The organism is Sphaerotilus sp. (assembly GCF_031429695.1).
Taxonomy (GTDB): domain Bacteria; phylum Pseudomonadota; class Gammaproteobacteria; order Burkholderiales; family Burkholderiaceae_C; genus Sphaerotilus.
In genome coordinates, this window is record NZ_JANPAB010000014.1 from 39337 (window position 1) to 56090 (window position 16754).

A 16754-nucleotide genomic window follows, 5' to 3' on the forward strand; every position below is an offset into this window, starting at 1 on the left:
CTCCTGCTGATGCTGGCATTCCCATCCAATCGTCGAACATGCCAGAGTGAACCGACTTGCGCTGATTCAGATCGTAACAAGTGCGCAAACTGAAGGACACCATCTACTTGCCGATGCAGAAGCGCGTGAATATGTCACCCAGCAAGTCGTCCGGCGTATAGGCACCGGTGATTTCACCCAGCGCATTGTGGGCAAGCCGCAGCTCTTCGGCCAGCAGATCAAGCGCTGCATCGGACTGCGCCGCCCAACTCCGCGCCAAGCCGAGGTGGTTCTGCGCCTGCCGCAGCGCCTTCAGGTGGCGGGTGCGGGCAATGAACACCCCTTCCGGCGAGGCGTGCCAGCCGGCCAGCGCCAGCAGTGTCTTGCGCAGGGTCTGCAGGCCGTCGTGGGTCTTGGCCGACAGCGCCAGTGCCCTGCTGCCCTCGGGCAGCGCAGCCAGTGCCCTGGCCGCGCGTTCCGCGGACGCTGCGTCGGCCTTGTTGAAGATGTGCACCAGCCGCTGCTGGTCAGGCAATCGGGCTTCGATGGCGCGGTCTGCGTCGGCATAGGCCGGGTCGTCGCAGCGGGTCAGGTCGTGCAGCAGCAGCACGGCGTCCGCCTCGGCGATGGCGCCCCAGCTGCGCGCGATGCCGATGCGCTCGACCTCGTCGCTGGCCTCTTCGTCCGAGCGCAGCCCGGCGGTATCGATGACATGCACCGGAACACCCTCGATCTGCAGCGTCTCGCTCACCTTGTCGCGGGTGGTGCCGGGGATCGGCGTGACGATGGCCAGCTCTGCGCCAGCCAGCGCATTCAGCAGCGAACTCTTGCCCGCATTGGGCTGCCCGGCAATCACGACCTTGAGTCCTTCGCGCAGCAAGGCACCTTGCTGCGCGGTGTCGAGCACAGCCGCCAGCTGGCCAGCCAGTCGGTCGAGCCGGCCCCGGGCATCGGCCTTCTCCAGGAAGTCGATCTCCTCCTCGGGGAAATCCAGCGTCGCCTCGACCAGCATGCGCAACTCGACGAGCCGGTCGCGCAACGCGGTGACACGCTCGGAAAACGCACCGGAAAGCGAGCGCGCTGCACTGCGGGCCGCCGCTTCGGTGCTGGCGTCGATCAGATCGGCCACGGCTTCCGCCTGGGCCAGATCCAGCTTGTCGTTCAGGAAGGCGCGTTCGGTGAACTCACCCGGCTCGGCCAGCCGCAGTCCTGGCAGTGCGCCCTCACCCGCGGCACCCAGGCAACGGGCGAGCAGCAACTGCAGCACCACCGGGCCGCCATGGGCCTGCAACTCCAGGATGTCTTCACCGGTATAGCTGTGCGGCGCAGGGAAGAAGAGCGCGAGGCCCTGGTCAATCGGCAGGCCGTCTCCACCGAGAAAGGGTCCGTAAGTGGCATGGCGGGGCGCCAGGGTGCGCCCGGTGAGCACCCGGATCAGCGGTAGCAGACCGCGCCCGGACACGCGCACGATGCCGACGGCACCCCGTCCAGGTGCGGTGGCAATGGCAACGATGGGATCCTGGTGGCGGGCGAGCATGGCGCACATTCTCGCCGACACCGACGCGGGCAAAGAAAAACGCCCTGTCGGACCAGCCGGACAGGGCGTTGCAGGATTCGCGCGGAGGGGAGCCAGCCACAAGTGCATTCAACCCCCAGAGCCGAGACTGTTGCAGCGAGCCTCCCGGCCCCGAATGCGGCTCTCAAAGCCTGCTGCAACACCCCCGGGTCAAACCCCGCAGAACGCATGATGCATGGGGAATGTGACGCTCTCAAGACCCCGATTGCATCAAGCGTTTCGAGGTGTGGGGCTTGTCGCGGCCGGATTCCACGTTACCGGGAGCCAGCCGGATGTACCCGGGTAAACCCCTGCAGACTCAGCGATTGAGGCCGAGCTGCCGGTTGATGATCCACTGTTGTGCGATCGCCAGCAGGTTGTTCACAAACCAGTACAGCACCAGACCTGCGGGAAAGAACAGGAACATCACGCTGAACACCAGCGGCATGATCCACATCATCTTGGCCTGCATCGGGTCCGGTGGCGTCGGGTTCAGCCAGGTCTGGAACAGCGTCGAAGCAGTCATCAGGGCCGGCAGGATGTAGAGCGGATCCTGCACGCTCAGGTCATGGATCCAGCCGATCCACGGTGCCCCGCGCATCTCGACCGAGGCCAGTAGCACCGAGTACAGCGCGATGAAAAACGGCATCTGCACAAAGATCGGCAGGCAGCCGCCCAGCGGGTTGACCTTCTCCTCGCGGTAGATGCGCATCATTTCCTGCTGCATCTTCTGCGGATCGTCCTTGAAACGCTCGCGCATTTCCTGGACCTTGGGGTTCACCGCCTTCATCTTGCCCATCGAGCGGTAGGCGCTGGCATTGAGCCAGTAGAACGCGATCTTCAGCAACACCACCAGGCCCACGATCGACCAGCCCCAGTTGCCGATCAGGCCGTGCAGCTTGTCGAGCAGCCAGAACAGCGGCTTGGCGAGGATCGTCACCCAGCCGTAGTCCTTGACCAGCTCCAGCCCCGGCGCGAGCGCTTCGAGCTTCTTCTCCTCCTGCGGGCCGGCATAGAGCGTGGACTCCACGGCCTGCGTCGCGCCTGCAGCGACAGGTGCCAGCGGCAGCGTCATCGACATCGAGTACAGGTTGGTGCCTTCGCGCTTGGTCTGGAAGCTGCGCTCCAGCTTGTCGCTGACCAGCCAGGCCCCGACGAAGTGGTGCTGCACCATCGCGATCCAGCCGTTGTCGGCGGATTTTTCGTGGTCGGACTTGCCCTTCTCGATGTCCGTGAAAGCCACCTTCTGGAACTTGCCCTTGTCGGTGTAGACCGCCGGGCCGGTGAAGGCGGTCGGACCCATGAACATCGAACTGGACGGCACGGTGCCGTCGCGGGCGAGCTGCAGGTAGAGCTGCGCCGACACGGGTGCAGCCGAACCGTTGACTACCTCATGGCGCACCTTGATCGCGTAATCGCCCCGCTTGAAGGTGTAGGACTTGCGCAGCTTCACGCCGCCCTGGTCGGGCGACTCGAAGGTCAGCGTCAGCTCGTTCTGTCCGTCGGCCAGCGTGCGCGGGCCGGGCAGGAGGTTCATCACCGTCAGGTGGTTCGGCAGTGCCGCCTCGCCGGCCAATCGCGGAATCAGGCCCGAATCGGCCTGGTAGACCCGGTCGGCGGTCTGCTCGAACAGCATGACGGGCTTGGTCGCGTCGTGTTCGTCCTTGTAGCGCGGCAGGGCCATGCGGACGATGGAGCCGCCGCGCGTGTCGAACGTCGCCTGCACCAGATCGGTGGTGACTTCGACCTTCTGCGAGGCTGGCACACCTGCCGCGGCGGCTGGCAAGACCGCCACCCCAGACACGGCTGCAGCCGACGCCGCAGCGGCGGCCGGCACACCAGCGGCCCCCGCTTGCGCCGGTGCCATCACAGCGGGTGGCGGTGGCGCAAACATCGACGGTTGCCCGTTGTGCTTGCTCCAGCCATCCCACAGCATCACGAGCGAGACGGAGAAAACGCCCCACAGCACGGCGCGCCGCGTATCGGTCATACCGGTCATACAGGTGTCTTTCGAAAGGAAGAAAACAGTCGGTGCGACTGCTCAGGGACCGGATCATGCCCGCCCGCGCACCAAGGATGACAGCGCGCGATGCGTCCGACCGTCAGCGCGCCGCCATGCAGGGCGCCGTGTCGCTCCAGCGCCACCAGCGCATAGGCCGAGCACGTCGGCTCGAAACGACAGGACGACCCGAGCCAGGGACTCAGCAACAACCGGTAGCCACGCACCAGCCCGATCAGCCCCTGCCGAGGCAAGGACTGCAGGCGGTGGCGCGGCGCCGGACGAACGGGATCGTGGTCATTCATGCGCAGGCGAGGCAACCGTCAGGCCACCCGGTCCGGCGCGGCTTGCGCCAACGCGCGGCGCGCCCGCCGGGCAGCATCACCCAGCAGCGCGTCGATTTCCGCATGCAGCAGCGCCGCCAGCACTTCCGAGCGTGCGCTCGGAAACTGCTTGCGATCGATGGGCGCACGCAGGCGCACCACCCAGTCCCCTGCAACCAGGGAATCCAGGTGGCGCCGAATGCCGGCACGGATCTGGACCTTCACCAGCGTGCGGGTCACTGAGCGCCGAGCATGTCGCTTCGGCACCACCAGACCCAGACGCAGCGCGGTCACTTCCGTACGGTTATCCACAACGTTATCCACAGATTCATCCACAACCTCGGACGAGGGTGGGACGTGGCCTGTTGACAACTGGATTCTTGCGACATGGTGCACCATGAAATGGGCACTGCGCGAAATAGGCCGAACCGCCATGACCGACTCGAACCGGGCAGCCCCGGTCAGCGAAGTCAGGACCATGGATTCGGCAGCGCTCACCGTGTCGCAACGGGCGCTGGACGCCCCGTGGCTCAGACAGCCAGGCGCTTGCGGCCCTTGGCGCGGCGTGCATTCAGCACGGCGCGGCCACCACGGGTCTTCATGCGCACCATGAAGCCATGGGTGCGGGCGCGGCGAACCTTCGACGGTTGATAGGTGCGTTTCATCTTGAATCCTCTAGCCTTGGCTTGGGCCCGATCTTGAGCCTGATCCGAACGGGCGCCCCTCTGGCACCCCAATTCGGGAAACCCACGATTACAGCAAAAACTCCCTGAAAAGTCAACGACTTGCCACGTACGGACTGGCTGCGCGAGGGGATTGACCCCTCGCTCAAAACTGTGGATAACCGCAACCCTGGGCTGCATGATGTCGATACAATCGCGCCCCTTCTCTTGAGGTTGTCCACAATTTTCAGAACATGCACATGGACCTGTGGCAACGAGGCTGTGAGCGCCTCGCCGCCGAGCTGCCGGCACAGCAGTTCAACACGTGGTTTCGCCCACTGCCGCCCGCTGACGTGTCGGCGGCCGGCGAAGGCTACCTCGTGGGTCTGCGTGTGCCCAACCGGTTCAAGATGGACTGGATCCGCTCGCAATTCGCCACGCGGATCGAACGGCTGCTGAGCGAAATCGCCGGCAAGCCGGTGCGGCTGGAGTTGTCTCTGGGCAACGCCAGCGATCCCGTGCCTCGTCCGCCCGAGCCTCCTGCGCCCGCGCCGCTGCCGCCGCCAGCCCCTGTGCAGATGTCGATGATCGACTTCCTGCCGCTGCCAGCCGAAGCAGCGCTGTACCCACCAAGCGGCACGACCCGCTCGACGGCCAGCCGCTCTCGCTCGCGCGCGAACCCAGTGAACGGCAGCGGTGCCAGTCCGGCTGTGCCGGTGCCGGTGCCGTCGGCAACTGCCGCACCGCGCGCTGGTCGAACGCCGTCCAGCATGCCCGGCCTGCACGCATTGCTGACACTGCCGGCCTCGCACGCTGCGCTGCTCGCTGAACCGCCGGCCGCGCCCAAGTCCATGGCGCGCGCCAGCTCCGCACGCCGTGCCGCGGCTGCCAGCCCGCCGCCCGCTGCCGCCGAAACGCCCACCGAATCTGCTGTGCCACCCGTTGCCTCCGCGCCCCCGCAGTCGAGCAGCGCAATTTCTGCCGCTTCCGCGCTGGCCAAGGCGTCGGCGGCCGTCGCCTCGCGGCGCAAGCGGGTGGCAGGCACCAAGGCCGCGGAAGCAGCCACCACTTCGCAGACGCCCGCGATGGCGCCCGCTGCCGTGCTGGTGCCCAACCCGGGCAGCGCCCAGAGCGTTGGCCGGATCCTCGGCGCCCCGACCATCATCATCCCGACCGTGCCGCCGCCCACGGCCCCGTCGGCCACCCGCGGCCGCATCAACCCCGCCCTCACCTTCGACACCCTCGTGCCGGGCCGCGCCAACCAGATGGCCCGCACTGCCGCACTGCACGTCGTCGGCTCGCCGGGCGGCATGTACAACCCGCTGTTCCTGTACGGCGGCGTTGGCCTGGGCAAGACGCACCTGATCCACGCCGTCGGCAACGCGCTGCTCAAGGAGCACAAGGACGCCCGCGTGCTCTACCTGCACGCCGAGCAGTTCATCTCCGATGTCGTGCGCAACTACCAGCGCAAGACCTTCGACGAACTCAAGGCCAAGTACCACTCGCTCGACCTGCTGCTGATCGACGACGTGCAATTCTTCGCCGGCAAGGACCGCACGCAGGAGGAGTTCTTCAACGCCTTCGAAGCGCTGCTGACCAAGCGCGCCCACATCATCATGACCAGCGACACCTACCCCAAGGGGCTGGTGGACATCGACGAACGCCTGACCAGCCGCTTCGACGCCGGCCTGACGGTCGCCATCGAGCCGCCGGAGCTGGAGATGCGGGTGGCGATCCTGATGAAGAAGTCGGTCGCCGAAGGCAGCCAGATGCCCGAGGACGTGGCCTTCTTCATCGCCAAGAACGTGCGCGCCAATGTGCGCGAGCTGGAAGGCGCGCTGCGCAAGGTGCTGGCCTACTCGCGCTTCAGCCACAAGGACATCAACATCGCGCTGGCCCGCGAGGCGCTGAAAGACCTGCTGTCCATCCAGAACCGGCAGATTTCCGTCGAAAATATCCAGAAGACGGTGGCAGACTTCTACAAGATCAAGATCGGCGACATGTACAGCAAGAAGCGCCCGGCCAGCATCGCCCGGCCGCGCCAGATCGCGATGTACCTGGCCAAGGAAATGACCCAGAAAAGCCTGCCCGAGATCGGTGACCTGTTCGGCGGGCGCGACCACACGACGGTACTCTACGCGGTCCGCAAGATCGCCGCCGAGCGCCAGAAGAACACCGAACTCAACCAGCAGCTCCACGTCCTGGAACAGACCCTCAAAGGCTGAGCCGCAAGGCTCGCAGGCTGAAAGACCCTCCCATCATGATCGTGTTGAAAGCTCCGCAGGACAAGCTCCTCGCCGCCCTGCAGGCCGTCTCGGGCATCGTCGAGCGCCGCCACACCCTGCCCATCCTGGCCAACGTGATGATCCGCCGCCACGCCGGGCAGTGCGAGTTCACCACCAGCGACCTGGAGATCCAGGTCCGCACCAGTGCGCCGATGGACGGCGACAAGAGCGACTTCAGCACGACCGTGGGCGCGCGCAAGCTCATCGACATCCTGCGCACGCTGCCGCCCGATCAGATCGTCTCGCTCAGCGCCGCGCAGAACAAGCTGACACTGCAGGGGGGAAAAAGCCGCTTCACGCTGCAGACGCTGCCGGCGGACGACTTCCCCCTGGTGCAGGAAGCCGCCGATTTCGGCCCCACCTTCAGCGTGCCGCAGAAGACGCTCAAGGGCCTGATCGACCAGGTGCATTTCGCGATGGCGGTGCACGACATCCGCTATTACCTGAACGGCATCCTCTTCGTCGCCGAAGGCCAGACGCTGACGCTGGTGGCCACCGACGGCCACCGCCTGGCACTCGCACAGGCCACGCTCGACGTGGAAATGCCCAAGCAGGAAGTCATCCTGCCGCGCAAGACCGTGCTGGAGCTGCAGCGCCTGCTCAAGGACGGCGCCAAGGAGGCCAAATCCAAGGACAGCGCCAAGGACGGCAGCGAAGCCGAAGCCGCCCGGATCGAGATGTGCTTCGCGGCCAACCAGGCGCGGTTCACCTTCAGCGGCATGGAGTTCGTCACCAAGCTGGTCGAGGGCAAGTTCCCCGACTTCAACCGCGTCATCCCCAAGAACCACAAGCAGCACATCACCCTCGGCCGCGCCCCGCTGCTGACCAGCCTGCAGCGCGCCGCCATCCTGACCAGCGAGAAGTTCAAGGGCGTGCGCATGAACTTCGAGCCGGGCGCCCTGCGCATCGCCTCGAACAACGCCGAGCAGGAAGAGGCCAAGGAAGAGCTGGAGATCGACTACGGCGGCCCGGCCATCGAGATCGGTTTCAACGTCACCTATCTGATGGATGTACTGTCCAACATGGACCAGGAACTGGTGACGCTGTCGCTGCAGGACGCCAACAGCTCGGCGCTGTTCACGGTGCCCGAGCAGGACGGCTTCAAGTACGTCGTGATGCCGATGCGGATCTGAACGGGTCTGAGCGGACCCGAGTGGATTGGATATTTGAGTGAGCCAGATGAGTGACATGACCGACCAGACCCAGCAGCCCACCCCGTCGGAGGCGATCGTCCCCGAAGCGCCCCAGCAGACCGCCGCCGAAATCTCCGCCGCCTACGGCGAAGGCAGCATCCAGATCCTCGAAGGCCTGGAAGCCGTGCGCAAGCGCCCCGGCATGTACATCGGCGACACCAGCGACGGCACCGGCCTGCACCACCTCGTCTTCGAAGTCGTGGACAACTCGATCGACGAAGCGCTGGCGGGCCACTGCGACGACATCGTCGTGACGATCCATTCGGACAACTCGATCTCCGTCACCGACAACGGCCGCGGCATCCCGACCGGCGTCAAGATGGACGACAAGCACGAGCCGAAGCGCTCTGCGGCCGAGATCGCGCTGACCGAACTGCACGCAGGCGGCAAGTTCAACCAGAACAGCTACAAGGTCTCGGGCGGTCTGCACGGCGTGGGCGTGAGCTGCGTGAACGGGCTGTCGAAGTGGCTGCGCCTGACGGTGCGCCGCGAGGGCCATGCCTACTTCATGGAATTCCGCCAGGGCGTGCCGCAGGACCGCGTGCTGGAGCGGCGCGACGGCTTCGAGATCAGCCCGATGAAGGTCATCGGCGAGACCGACAAGCGCGGCACCGAGGTCCATTTCCTGCCGGACCTGGAGATCTTCTCGAACATCGATTTCCACTACGAGATCCTGAGCAAGCGCCTGCGCGAACTCTCGTTCCTGAACAACGGCGTGAAGATCCGCCTGGTCGATGAGCGCAACGGCAAGGAAGACAACTTCGCCTATGCCGGCGGCGTGAAGGGCTTCGTCGAGTTCATCAACACCGGCAAGAAGGTGCTGCACCCGAACATCTTCCACGCCCGCGGCGACAAGATGAGCGACAACAACACCAACGTCGGTGTCGAAGTCTCGATGCAGTGGAACGAGAGCTACAACGAGAACGTGCTCTGCTTCACCAACAACATCCCCCAGCGCGACGGCGGCACGCACCTGACCGGCCTGCGTGCAGCGATGACGCGGGTGTTGAACAAGTACATCGACGACAACGAGATCGCCAAGAAGGCCAAGGTCGAGATCGGCGGCGAGGACATGCGCGAAGGGCTGGCCTGCGTGGTCAGCGTCAAGGTGCCGGAGCCGAAGTTCTCCAGCCAGACCAAGGACAAGCTGGTGTCGTCGGAGGTGCGCGGCCCGGTGGAAGACATCGTCAGCCGCCTGCTGACCGACTGGCTGCTGGAGAACCCGACCGACGCCAAGACCATCTGCGGCAAGATCGTCGACGCCGCCCGCGCCCGCGACGCCGCCCGCAAGGCGCGCGAGATGACGCGGCGCAAGGGCGTGCTGGACGGCATGGGGCTGCCGGGCAAGCTGGCGGATTGCCAGGAGAAAGACCCGGCGATGTGCGAGATCTACATCGTGGAGGGCGACTCCGCCGGTGGCTCCGCCAAGCAGGGGCGGGACCGGAAGTTCCAGGCCATCCTCCCGCTGCGGGGCAAGATCCTGAACGTGGAACGTGCGCGCTACGAGAAGCTGCTGTCGAGCAATGAAATCCTGACGCTCATCACGGCACTCGGCACCGGCATCGGCCAGGGCATGGGCGGCGACGACTTCAACCCCGACAAGCTCCGCTACCACCGCATCATCATCATGACCGACGCGGACGTGGACGGCGCGCACATCCGCACGCTGCTGCTGACGTTCTTTTACCGGCAGATGCCCGATCTGGTCGAGCGCGGCCACATCTACATCGCGCAGCCTCCCCTCTACAAGGTCAAGCACGGCAAGCACGAGCAGTACCTGAAGGACGGCAGCGAGCTGGATGTCTACCTGCTGAAGGTGGCGCTGGACAGCGCGATCGTCGAGCCGGGCGCAGGCCGCGAGCCGATCAGCGGCGCGGCGCTGGAGGAACTGGCGCGGCAGTACCTGCTGGCGACGAACGTGATCGCGCGGCTGTCGAACTGGATGGACGTGGAAGCCCTGCGCGCCATCAGCGACGGCCTGACGCTCGACCTCGACACGCCTGAAGCGGCGGCCACCAGCGCGGACGCCCTGAAAGCGGCGCTGCACGACGCCGAGGTCAGCGCCGAGATCGACCCGCGCACCGACAAGCACTTCCTGCGCATCAGCCGCCGCCACCACGGCAACATCAAGAGCAGTGTCATCACCGCCGACTTCGTGCATGGCGCCGATTACGAGGCGCTGAGCGTGGCGGGCGTGACCTTCAAGGGGCTGCTGAGCGAGGACGCGGTGGCCAAGCGTGGGGAAGGCGAGCGGCAGAAGCAGGTCAAGGTGGCGGACTTCCGCGCCGCGATGGCCTGGCTGATGACGCAGGCCGAAAACGCCGTCGGCCGCCAGCGCTACAAGGGCCTGGGCGAGATGAACCCCAGCCAGCTGTGGGAAACCACGATGGACCCGACCGTGCGCCGCCTGCTGCGCGTGCAGATCGAGGATGCGATCGAGGCGGACAAGGTGTTCACGATGCTGATGGGGGATGAGGTGGAGCCTCGGCGGGAGTTCATCGAGACGAATGCGTTGAGGGCGGCGAATATCGACGCATAACCGTCGCATCAAACGACCTGAACCATAAAAATGCTCAGCCCTGCTGGGCATTTTTTGTATGTCAACTTGAAAATACTCAGCTATTGATCAATAGATGTCGAGCCACAGCCTATGAGCCTTGTCAAATCAAAACAGCGTGTCGCCGACCACGGTGAAGTATTCACGCCTGCATGGATGGTGGACGCCATGCTCGATCTCGTGAAGGATGAGACCGAGCGCATCGACTCCCGCTTTCTGGAGCCAGCATGCGGGAGCGGCAATTTCATCGTGCAGATATTGCGGCGAAAACTCGCTGCGGTAGAGGTCAAATACGGGAAGTCGGAATTCGATCGGCGAAACTATGCGCTGCTCGGGCTGATGTGTATTTATGGGGTAGAACTGCTGGCAGACAACGTCGCAGAGTGCCATTCCAATGTGCTGGAAGTATTCACCGAATATCTCCAGCTCGATGCAATGGATGACCTGTATCGGGTTGCATCGCATGTACTGTCACAGAACATCATCCATGGTGATGCGCTGACCATGCGGGTTCACGGCGGACAGCCCATTACGTTTGCTGAATGGGGTTACTTGGGCAAGGGGAAATTTCAGCGGCGTGATTTTCGCTTTGACGTTCTCACCGGGTCGTCGGCCTTCAGCACGGAAGATTCTCTCTTTGCCCACTTGGGCAAGCATGAGATTTTCGCGCCAGCACGAACCTATCCGCCCATGACAGTGCGTGAACTGGCTGCGGCAGCATCGGGCAACGACGCAGTGGGGACCACATGAACATCCAAGCCAGTTTTTCGCTGCGCGGACGTAATCCGGACGTTCTGACTTGCATTGCCAACCTATCGAACGACGAGGTTTTCACACCGCCTGAACTGGCCAACCGCATGTTGGACACGCTGGCGGAGGCCTGGGCGGCGGATCATGATGGCGCCAACTTATGGGCGGATAAAACTGTCAGGTTTCTTGATCCATGCACGAAGTCGGGGGTTTTTCTGCGAGAAATCACCCGTCGCTTAACCAACGGCTTGGAGCCTGAAATACCTGATCTACAAAAACGTGTTAATCACATTTTGGCAAATCAGGTTTTTGGTATTGGCATTACACGCCTGACCAGTTTGCTAGCGCGGCGCAGTATTTATTGCTCCAAAAATGCCAATGGTGCAAATTCCATTGGCACTGGTTTTAAAGGCGACGCCGGAAATATCTGGTTCGAGCGCACTGAACATACATGGGTCAATGGCAAATGCACGTTTTGCGGGGCGAGCCAAGCGACGCTCGATCGCGGCGACGAGTTGGAAACCCACGCTTACGCATTTATTCATACCAAAAACATCAAAACTCGGATAACCGAGTTATTTGGAGCAGATATGCAGTTCGACGTCATCATTGGAAATCCGCCGTATCAATTGAATGACGGCGGCTACGGTACGAGTGCCGCGCCGATTTATCAATTGTTCGTGGAAAAAGCACTTGAGCTTGATCCGCATTACGCCGTTTTCGTTACACCGTCGCGCTGGATGGCTGGAGGCAAGGGCCTTGACAACTACAGGGCGCAGATGCTTGCAGACAAGCGTTTGCGTAGCATCGTGGACTATCCAAAACTCTACGAAGGCTTTCCGGGTGTGAAGATTCGAGGCGGGATCTCATATTTTTTATGGGACCGTCTGCACAACGGGCCGTGTACCGTTCAGACGGTCTGGGATGGCGAACCAACAGGGCCAGCGGTCGCTCGTCATCTGGACACATATGACATTCTTGTGCGCCGTAATGAGGCGGTACCAATTTTAGAAAAAGTACGGGCAAAGGGTGAATCAACGCTCACTGGACGAGTTTCCAGTCAGAAACCATTTGGACTTCGAACATTTTTTCATGGTAAAGCAGACTCCAATCAGCTCAATAATCCCGTAAAGCTATTTGGCTCCCAAAAAATAACTTGGGTCGAACGCTCTGAAATTCCGAACAACGCTGCTTGGATCGACAAGTGGAAAGTTTTGATGACTCGGGTTCAGGGAACGAGTGCTGCAATTGAGACTAAATTCCTCAGTAAGCCAATCATCGCTGAACCCGGTACGGCATGCACGGAGAGCTATATCGTAGCCGGTCTGTTTGATTCAGAAAAAGAAGCCAACAATTACGCGACTTACTTGCGTACTAGATTTGCACGCTTCCTTGTATCGCTCCGCAAGTCAACGCAAGATGCTGCGCGTGGAGTTTATAGCTTTATTCCTGATTTACCTCTCAACCACGAGTGGACGGATGCCAAGCTCTACAAGCGGTATGGCCTGACGAAAGACGAGATTGCATTCATTGAATCTCAAGTGGCTGAGCACGATGCCTCACTGTTTGACGCAAGCGGCGCAGATGACGGTGAAGATGAATAAGCCAACCATTGAGGAAATCCTCAGCCCCAAGCCTGATGCCCGCCCACGCATCTACGCCTACTCAATTTCCGATGCCGCACACAAGGGCCTGCTCAAAGTAGGTCAGACCACAAGAGATGTGAAGTTGCGCGTGGCTGAGCAGCTAAAAACAGCCGCCATCAAAAACTACACCATCGAGCTGAACGAACCCGCTACACGCAACGATGGCTCCATACTTACCGACCACGAGGTGCGTGCGGCACTCGTTCAAAAAGGATTTGAAAACACCGAACTGGAGTGGATGCGCTGTACCGTGGCGAACGTCAAAACCGTACTAGCCGAGCTGCGCACAGGCCAACGCTTCAGCGGCACACACCACGAATCCTTCGGCATGCGCGACGAGCAAGCCGACGCCGTGAACAAGACGTTCGCCTATTACCACTCGATCTGGGCCGAGAACGCCAACGAAGCACCGCGTTTCCTTTGGAATGCCAAGATGCGCTTTGGCAAGACCTTTACCTCTTACCAGTTGGCAAAGAAACTCAAGGCCAAGCGCGTGCTGGTGGTGACCTTCAAACCGGCAGTCGAGGATGCCTGGAAAGCCGACCTAGAAAACCACACCGACTTCGACGGCTGGCAATACCTCTCCCGTTCTTCTGGCAGCGATCCGACGCAAATTGATCGGGACAAGCCGGTCGTGTATTTCGGTTCGTTTCAGGATCTGCTAGGCCGCGATACCGCAGGCAACATCAAAGCCAGAAACGAGTGGCTGCACACGGTGAATTGGGATTTGGTGGTATTCGATGAATACCACTTCGGCGCTTGGCGCGACACGGCCAAGGAGTTGTTCGAGGGCGAGGACGACGCCGTCGCCAAAAAAGAAACAAAGCTCGAATACGCCAGTGACCTGGACTGCATCAATGAAGACTTGACCGTCCTTTCGGACAACGAAAACGATTTCCTTCCCATCACGACCCGAGCTTATTTATATCTCTCTGGCACACCGTTCAAGGCACTGTCCACGGGCGAGTTCATCGAAGAGCAAATCTTCAATTGGACTTATACGGACGAGCAACGTGCCAAAGAATCATTTGTCACCGAGCATCCAGACAAGCGCAACCCTTATGCCGCCCTCCCGCAGATGCGCCTGCTGACCTACCAGATGCCAGACGAGTTACTGGCGATCGCCAGCGGTGGGGAGTTCGATGAGTTTGACCTCAACGCATTCTTCGAGGCATCAGGCACAGGCAATAGCGCACAATTCAAGCACAAGAGTGATGTGCAGAAGTGGCTCGACATCATCCGAGGTGGATATGCAACCCAGTCAGCAGAATTACTGAAGGTAAGCACGCGGCCACCATTTCCTTATTCAGATGCACGCCTGCTCCCCTATTTGCAGCATTCATTCTGGTTCCTGCCGAATGTCGCCGCTTGTCATGCAATGGCCAATTTATTGACAGAGCGGCATAACACCTTCTGGAAGGGCTATCAGGTCATCGTCGCCGCTGGCGCTTCGGCGGGTATCGGACTGGAGGCGCTGCCCCCAGTTCGCAAGGCAATTGGCAGCGGGTTCGACAGCAAAACCATCACACTGTCCTGCGGCAAGCTCACCACAGGCGTGACGGTGGCGCAATGGTCGTCGATCTTGATGCTGCGCAATCTGAAGTCACCCGAGACCTACTTTCAAGCGGCATTTCGTGTGCAGTCGCCGTGGTCCATCAAGAACCCCAACGGCGACAACCCACACGAGGAGGAAATCCTCAAACCCGTGTGCTTCGTCTTCGACTTCGCACCCACACGCGCACTGCGCCAACTTTCCGAATACGGGGTCGGCTTGTCGCCGAACGAGTCCAATCCCGAAAACGCAGTGCGGGATTTGGTCGCCTTTCTGCCGGTGCTGGCCTACGACGGCGCGAACATGACGCAGATCGACGCAGGCGGCATTCTGGACATCGCGATGGCGGGTACATCCGCCACGCTCTTGGCACGCAAGTGGGAAAGCGCATTGCTGGTGAACGTGGACAACGGCACCCTGCGCCGCATCCTCGATAACCCCGAGGCGATGGCGGTGGTGGCGCGCATCGAGGGTTGGCGTTCGCTGGGCGACAACGTCATCGAGACCATTATCAACAAGAGCGAAAAGGTCAAAGAACTCAAGAAAAAGGCCAAGGATGGAAACCTCTCGATCAAGGAAAAGAAGGAGCTTTCCGAAGAGGAGCGGGAATACAAGTCCAAGCGCAAGATGCTGCAGGAAAAGCTGATCAAGTTTGCAACGCGCATCCCGGCATTCATGTACCTGACCGACTTTCGTGAAAACACGCTGCAGGATGTCATCACCAAGTTGGAACCCGATCTATTTCTCACTGTGACCGGACTGACGGTGCAGGACTTTCACCTGCTCGTGCAACTCAAGGTGTTCAACACCGAGCAGATGAACCAAGCAGTATTTGCGTTTCGGCGATATGAGGATGCATCGCTGCGCTACACCGGCATTGAGAGTCACAGTGGCCTGACCCACTATGGCTTGTACGACACTGTGGTTGCGAAAGACTGAGGAATCAGTCCACCTACATGGCACACCACATCGCCCACTACACCCTCGTGCAACTACGGCCACGGCCGGACGCGGGCGAGTTCGGGAACATGGGCGTGGTGGTGGCCTGTCCGGCGATGGGCTTCTTCGATTTCCGGCTGATCACCCGCTACCGGCGCATCACGCACTTCTTCGAGGAGTTCAAGCGCGAGCTGTTCACCAAGGTGCGGCGCGAGGTAGAGGCTGAACTGGCTCATCTGCGGGACCACCTGCACCAGCGGCAATTCGCCAGCGGGTGCCGGGAAGAGGCACTGGCGTTGCGGTTGGTGCAGGATCTCGTGCAGCCTCGGGAGACCATGATCCGTTACGCGCCGCTGCGAGTGGCGATGACAGACGACCCCCAGCAACTGCTGGAACAGGTCTTTGCCCGCTATGTGCAGCGCAGCAGCGAGGAAAACCAGAGCCGACGGCACGATACACACACGGGCCAATTGCTGATCGAGGCGCTGCAGTCGTCGCCCCATCAGGATTTGGACATCACCACCCCGCCATTCAATACCCTAGCGCCCATGCCCTTCCCCCTCGACCTCTCCCCGCTGCGCCAGGCCCTGACCTCGCTGGAAGACAGTCTGCACGTCGTCGCCGACGAGGCATGGTTTCAACAGCAGTCGCAGGCCGTGCGCAACACGCTGTTCGCTGGAGTGATCCAGAACTTCGAGTTCGTCTACGAGCTAGGCACGAAGATGCTGCGCCGGCAGATCGAGGCCGAGACCGACACGCCGGGCGAGACGGACCAGCTCGGCTTTCGCGACCTGCTGCGCGTCGGGGCCGAGAAGGGGCTCATCGGCGATGTCGAAGCGTGGTTTCGTTACCGGCAGATGCGCGGCACCACGTCGCACACCTACGATCTGGCCAAGGCGCAGCAGGTCTACGAAGGTGTCCGCCCGTTCGTGGCCGATGCCCGTGCGCTGCTGAGCGCGCTGGAGCGGCGCACATGAATTCCCCCAACGCGGACGAACTGGCCGCGCGACTGGCAATCGAGCCGCGTCATCTGGAGATCGTCCGCAACGTGCTGTCTCGGCTGGTGCCGAATCGGGAGGTCTGGGCCTTCGGTTCCCGCGCTGGCGGCGGCGCCCACCCTCCCAAGCCATGGTCCGACCTGGATCTGGCGGTGATCGGATCAGCACCGCTGTCGCTGGACGAGCAGGCGGCGCTGTCCGAAGCCTTCTCGGAGTCGGACCTGCCGTGGCGGGTCGATGTGGTGGACGGTGTGACCGTCAGCATGGTGTTTCAGGAGCGCATCAAGGCCGCACGGCTGCTGATCCAGGGCTAGCG

The 16754-nt window shown here is 62.1% G+C and carries 13 protein-coding genes and 1 pseudogene; 9 read left to right on the forward strand and 5 right to left on the reverse strand.

Translation table 11 applies throughout. The features are described from left to right. Window positions 1-103: 103 nt before the first annotated feature. From mnmE to rpmH, 5 genes are all read right to left on the reverse strand, one after another. Window positions 104-1516 (reverse strand): tRNA uridine-5-carboxymethylaminomethyl(34) synthesis GTPase MnmE, encoded by a 1413-nt coding sequence (mnmE, locus tag RMP06_RS03045; protein WP_310460297.1) that lies wholly within the window; start codon window positions 1514-1516, stop codon window positions 104-106. 337 nt (window positions 1517-1853) lie between these two features. Continuing rightward, window positions 1854-3524 carry a membrane protein insertase YidC gene (gene yidC / locus RMP06_RS03050; protein WP_310460356.1) on the reverse strand — a complete coding sequence of 557 codons (1671 nt, stop codon included), beginning with the start codon at window positions 3522-3524 and terminating at the stop codon, window positions 1854-1856. Between the two features lie 5 nt (window positions 3525-3529). Further along, window positions 3530-3838 (reverse strand): membrane protein insertion efficiency factor YidD, encoded by a 309-nt coding sequence (gene yidD / locus RMP06_RS03055; protein WP_409050085.1) that lies wholly within the window; start codon window positions 3836-3838, stop codon window positions 3530-3532. 18 nt (window positions 3839-3856) lie between these two features. Continuing rightward, complete coding sequence (locus RMP06_RS03060) at window positions 3857-4354, reverse strand: ribonuclease P protein component (RefSeq protein ID WP_310460298.1); 498 nt, start codon at window positions 4352-4354, stop codon at window positions 3857-3859. Window positions 4355-4386: 32 nt separating this feature from the next. Further along, complete coding sequence (rpmH, locus tag RMP06_RS03065) at window positions 4387-4521, reverse strand: 50S ribosomal protein L34 (RefSeq protein ID WP_293998229.1); 135 nt, start codon at window positions 4519-4521, stop codon at window positions 4387-4389. A 257-nt stretch (window positions 4522-4778) separates the two neighbouring features. On the opposite strand from rpmH, the pseudogene RMP06_RS21440 reads away from it, so the two are divergent. The 9 genes and pseudogenes from RMP06_RS21440 to RMP06_RS03105 form a co-directional block, all read left to right on the forward strand. Then, window positions 4779-4919, forward strand: a pseudogene (locus RMP06_RS21440) (DnaA N-terminal domain-containing protein); the annotation flags it as partial. A gap of 450 nt (window positions 4920-5369) precedes the next feature. Next, on the forward strand, window positions 5370-6743 hold the full coding sequence (gene dnaA / locus RMP06_RS03070) for a chromosomal replication initiator protein DnaA (RefSeq protein WP_409050090.1): 1374 nt from the start codon (window positions 5370-5372) through the stop codon (window positions 6741-6743). Window positions 6744-6778: 35 nt separating this feature from the next. After that, complete coding sequence (dnaN, locus tag RMP06_RS03075; protein WP_310460300.1) at window positions 6779-7936, forward strand: DNA polymerase III subunit beta; 1158 nt, start codon at window positions 6779-6781, stop codon at window positions 7934-7936. Between the two features lie 55 nt (window positions 7937-7991). Next, the gene (gene gyrB, locus RMP06_RS03080) at window positions 7992-10535 is read left to right on the forward strand and encodes a DNA topoisomerase (ATP-hydrolyzing) subunit B (RefSeq protein ID WP_409050086.1); all 2544 of its coding nucleotides are present in this window, start codon (window positions 7992-7994) and stop codon (window positions 10533-10535) included. Window positions 10536-10646: 111 nt separating this feature from the next. Beyond that, window positions 10647-11303 (forward strand): N-6 DNA methylase, encoded by a 657-nt coding sequence (locus RMP06_RS03085; RefSeq protein ID WP_310460301.1) that lies wholly within the window; start codon window positions 10647-10649, stop codon window positions 11301-11303. Further along, window positions 11300-12907: an Eco57I restriction-modification methylase domain-containing protein gene (locus RMP06_RS03090; protein WP_310460302.1), complete on the forward strand. Its 1608-nt coding sequence runs from the start codon at window positions 11300-11302 to the stop codon at window positions 12905-12907. The genes RMP06_RS03085 and RMP06_RS03090 overlap by 4 nt, the downstream gene beginning before the upstream one ends. Further along, window positions 12888-15440, forward strand: a complete 2553-nt coding sequence (locus RMP06_RS03095; protein ID WP_310460303.1) for a DEAD/DEAH box helicase family protein — start codon at window positions 12888-12890, stop codon at window positions 15438-15440. The genes RMP06_RS03090 and RMP06_RS03095 overlap by 20 nt, the downstream gene beginning before the upstream one ends. A gap of 17 nt (window positions 15441-15457) precedes the next feature. Further along, window positions 15458-16417, forward strand: a complete 960-nt coding sequence (locus RMP06_RS03100) for an HI0074 family nucleotidyltransferase substrate-binding subunit (RefSeq protein ID WP_310460304.1) — start codon at window positions 15458-15460, stop codon at window positions 16415-16417. Beyond that, window positions 16414-16752 carry a nucleotidyltransferase domain-containing protein gene (locus RMP06_RS03105; protein ID WP_310460305.1) on the forward strand — a complete coding sequence of 113 codons (339 nt, stop codon included), beginning with the start codon at window positions 16414-16416 and terminating at the stop codon, window positions 16750-16752. Before RMP06_RS03100 ends, RMP06_RS03105 begins: the two co-directional genes overlap by 4 nt. The last annotated feature ends 2 nt before the right edge of the window (window positions 16753-16754 follow it).

What these genes read in the sequence shown, in the direction of transcription:
- gyrB (WP_409050086.1), top strand. Translation starts at nt 7,992, where the DNA reads ATGACCGACCAGACCCAGCAGCCCACCCCGTCGGAGGCGATCGTCCCC.
- RMP06_RS03105 (WP_310460305.1), top strand. Translation starts at nt 16,414, where the DNA reads ATGAATTCCCCCAACGCGGACGAACTGGCCGCGCGACTGGCAATCGAG.
- RMP06_RS03100 (WP_310460304.1), top strand. Translation starts at nt 15,458, where the DNA reads ATGGCACACCACATCGCCCACTACACCCTCGTGCAACTACGGCCACGG.
- rpmH (WP_293998229.1), bottom strand. Translation starts at nt 4,521, where the DNA reads ATGAAACGCACCTATCAACCGTCGAAGGTTCGCCGCGCCCGCACCCAT.
- dnaA (WP_409050090.1), top strand. Translation starts at nt 5,370, where the DNA reads ATGGCGCGCGCCAGCTCCGCACGCCGTGCCGCGGCTGCCAGCCCGCCG.
- yidD (WP_409050085.1), bottom strand. Translation starts at nt 3,838, where the DNA reads ATGAATGACCACGATCCCGTTCGTCCGGCGCCGCGCCACCGCCTGCAG.
- yidC (WP_310460356.1), bottom strand. Translation starts at nt 3,524, where the DNA reads ATGACCGATACGCGGCGCGCCGTGCTGTGGGGCGTTTTCTCCGTCTCG.
- RMP06_RS03090 (WP_310460302.1), top strand. Translation starts at nt 11,300, where the DNA reads ATGAACATCCAAGCCAGTTTTTCGCTGCGCGGACGTAATCCGGACGTT.
- dnaN (WP_310460300.1), top strand. Translation starts at nt 6,779, where the DNA reads ATGATCGTGTTGAAAGCTCCGCAGGACAAGCTCCTCGCCGCCCTGCAG.
- RMP06_RS03095 (WP_310460303.1), top strand. Translation starts at nt 12,888, where the DNA reads ATGACGGTGAAGATGAATAAGCCAACCATTGAGGAAATCCTCAGCCCC.
- mnmE (WP_310460297.1), bottom strand. Translation starts at nt 1,516, where the DNA reads ATGCTCGCCCGCCACCAGGATCCCATCGTTGCCATTGCCACCGCACCT.
- RMP06_RS03085 (WP_310460301.1), top strand. Translation starts at nt 10,647, where the DNA reads ATGAGCCTTGTCAAATCAAAACAGCGTGTCGCCGACCACGGTGAAGTA.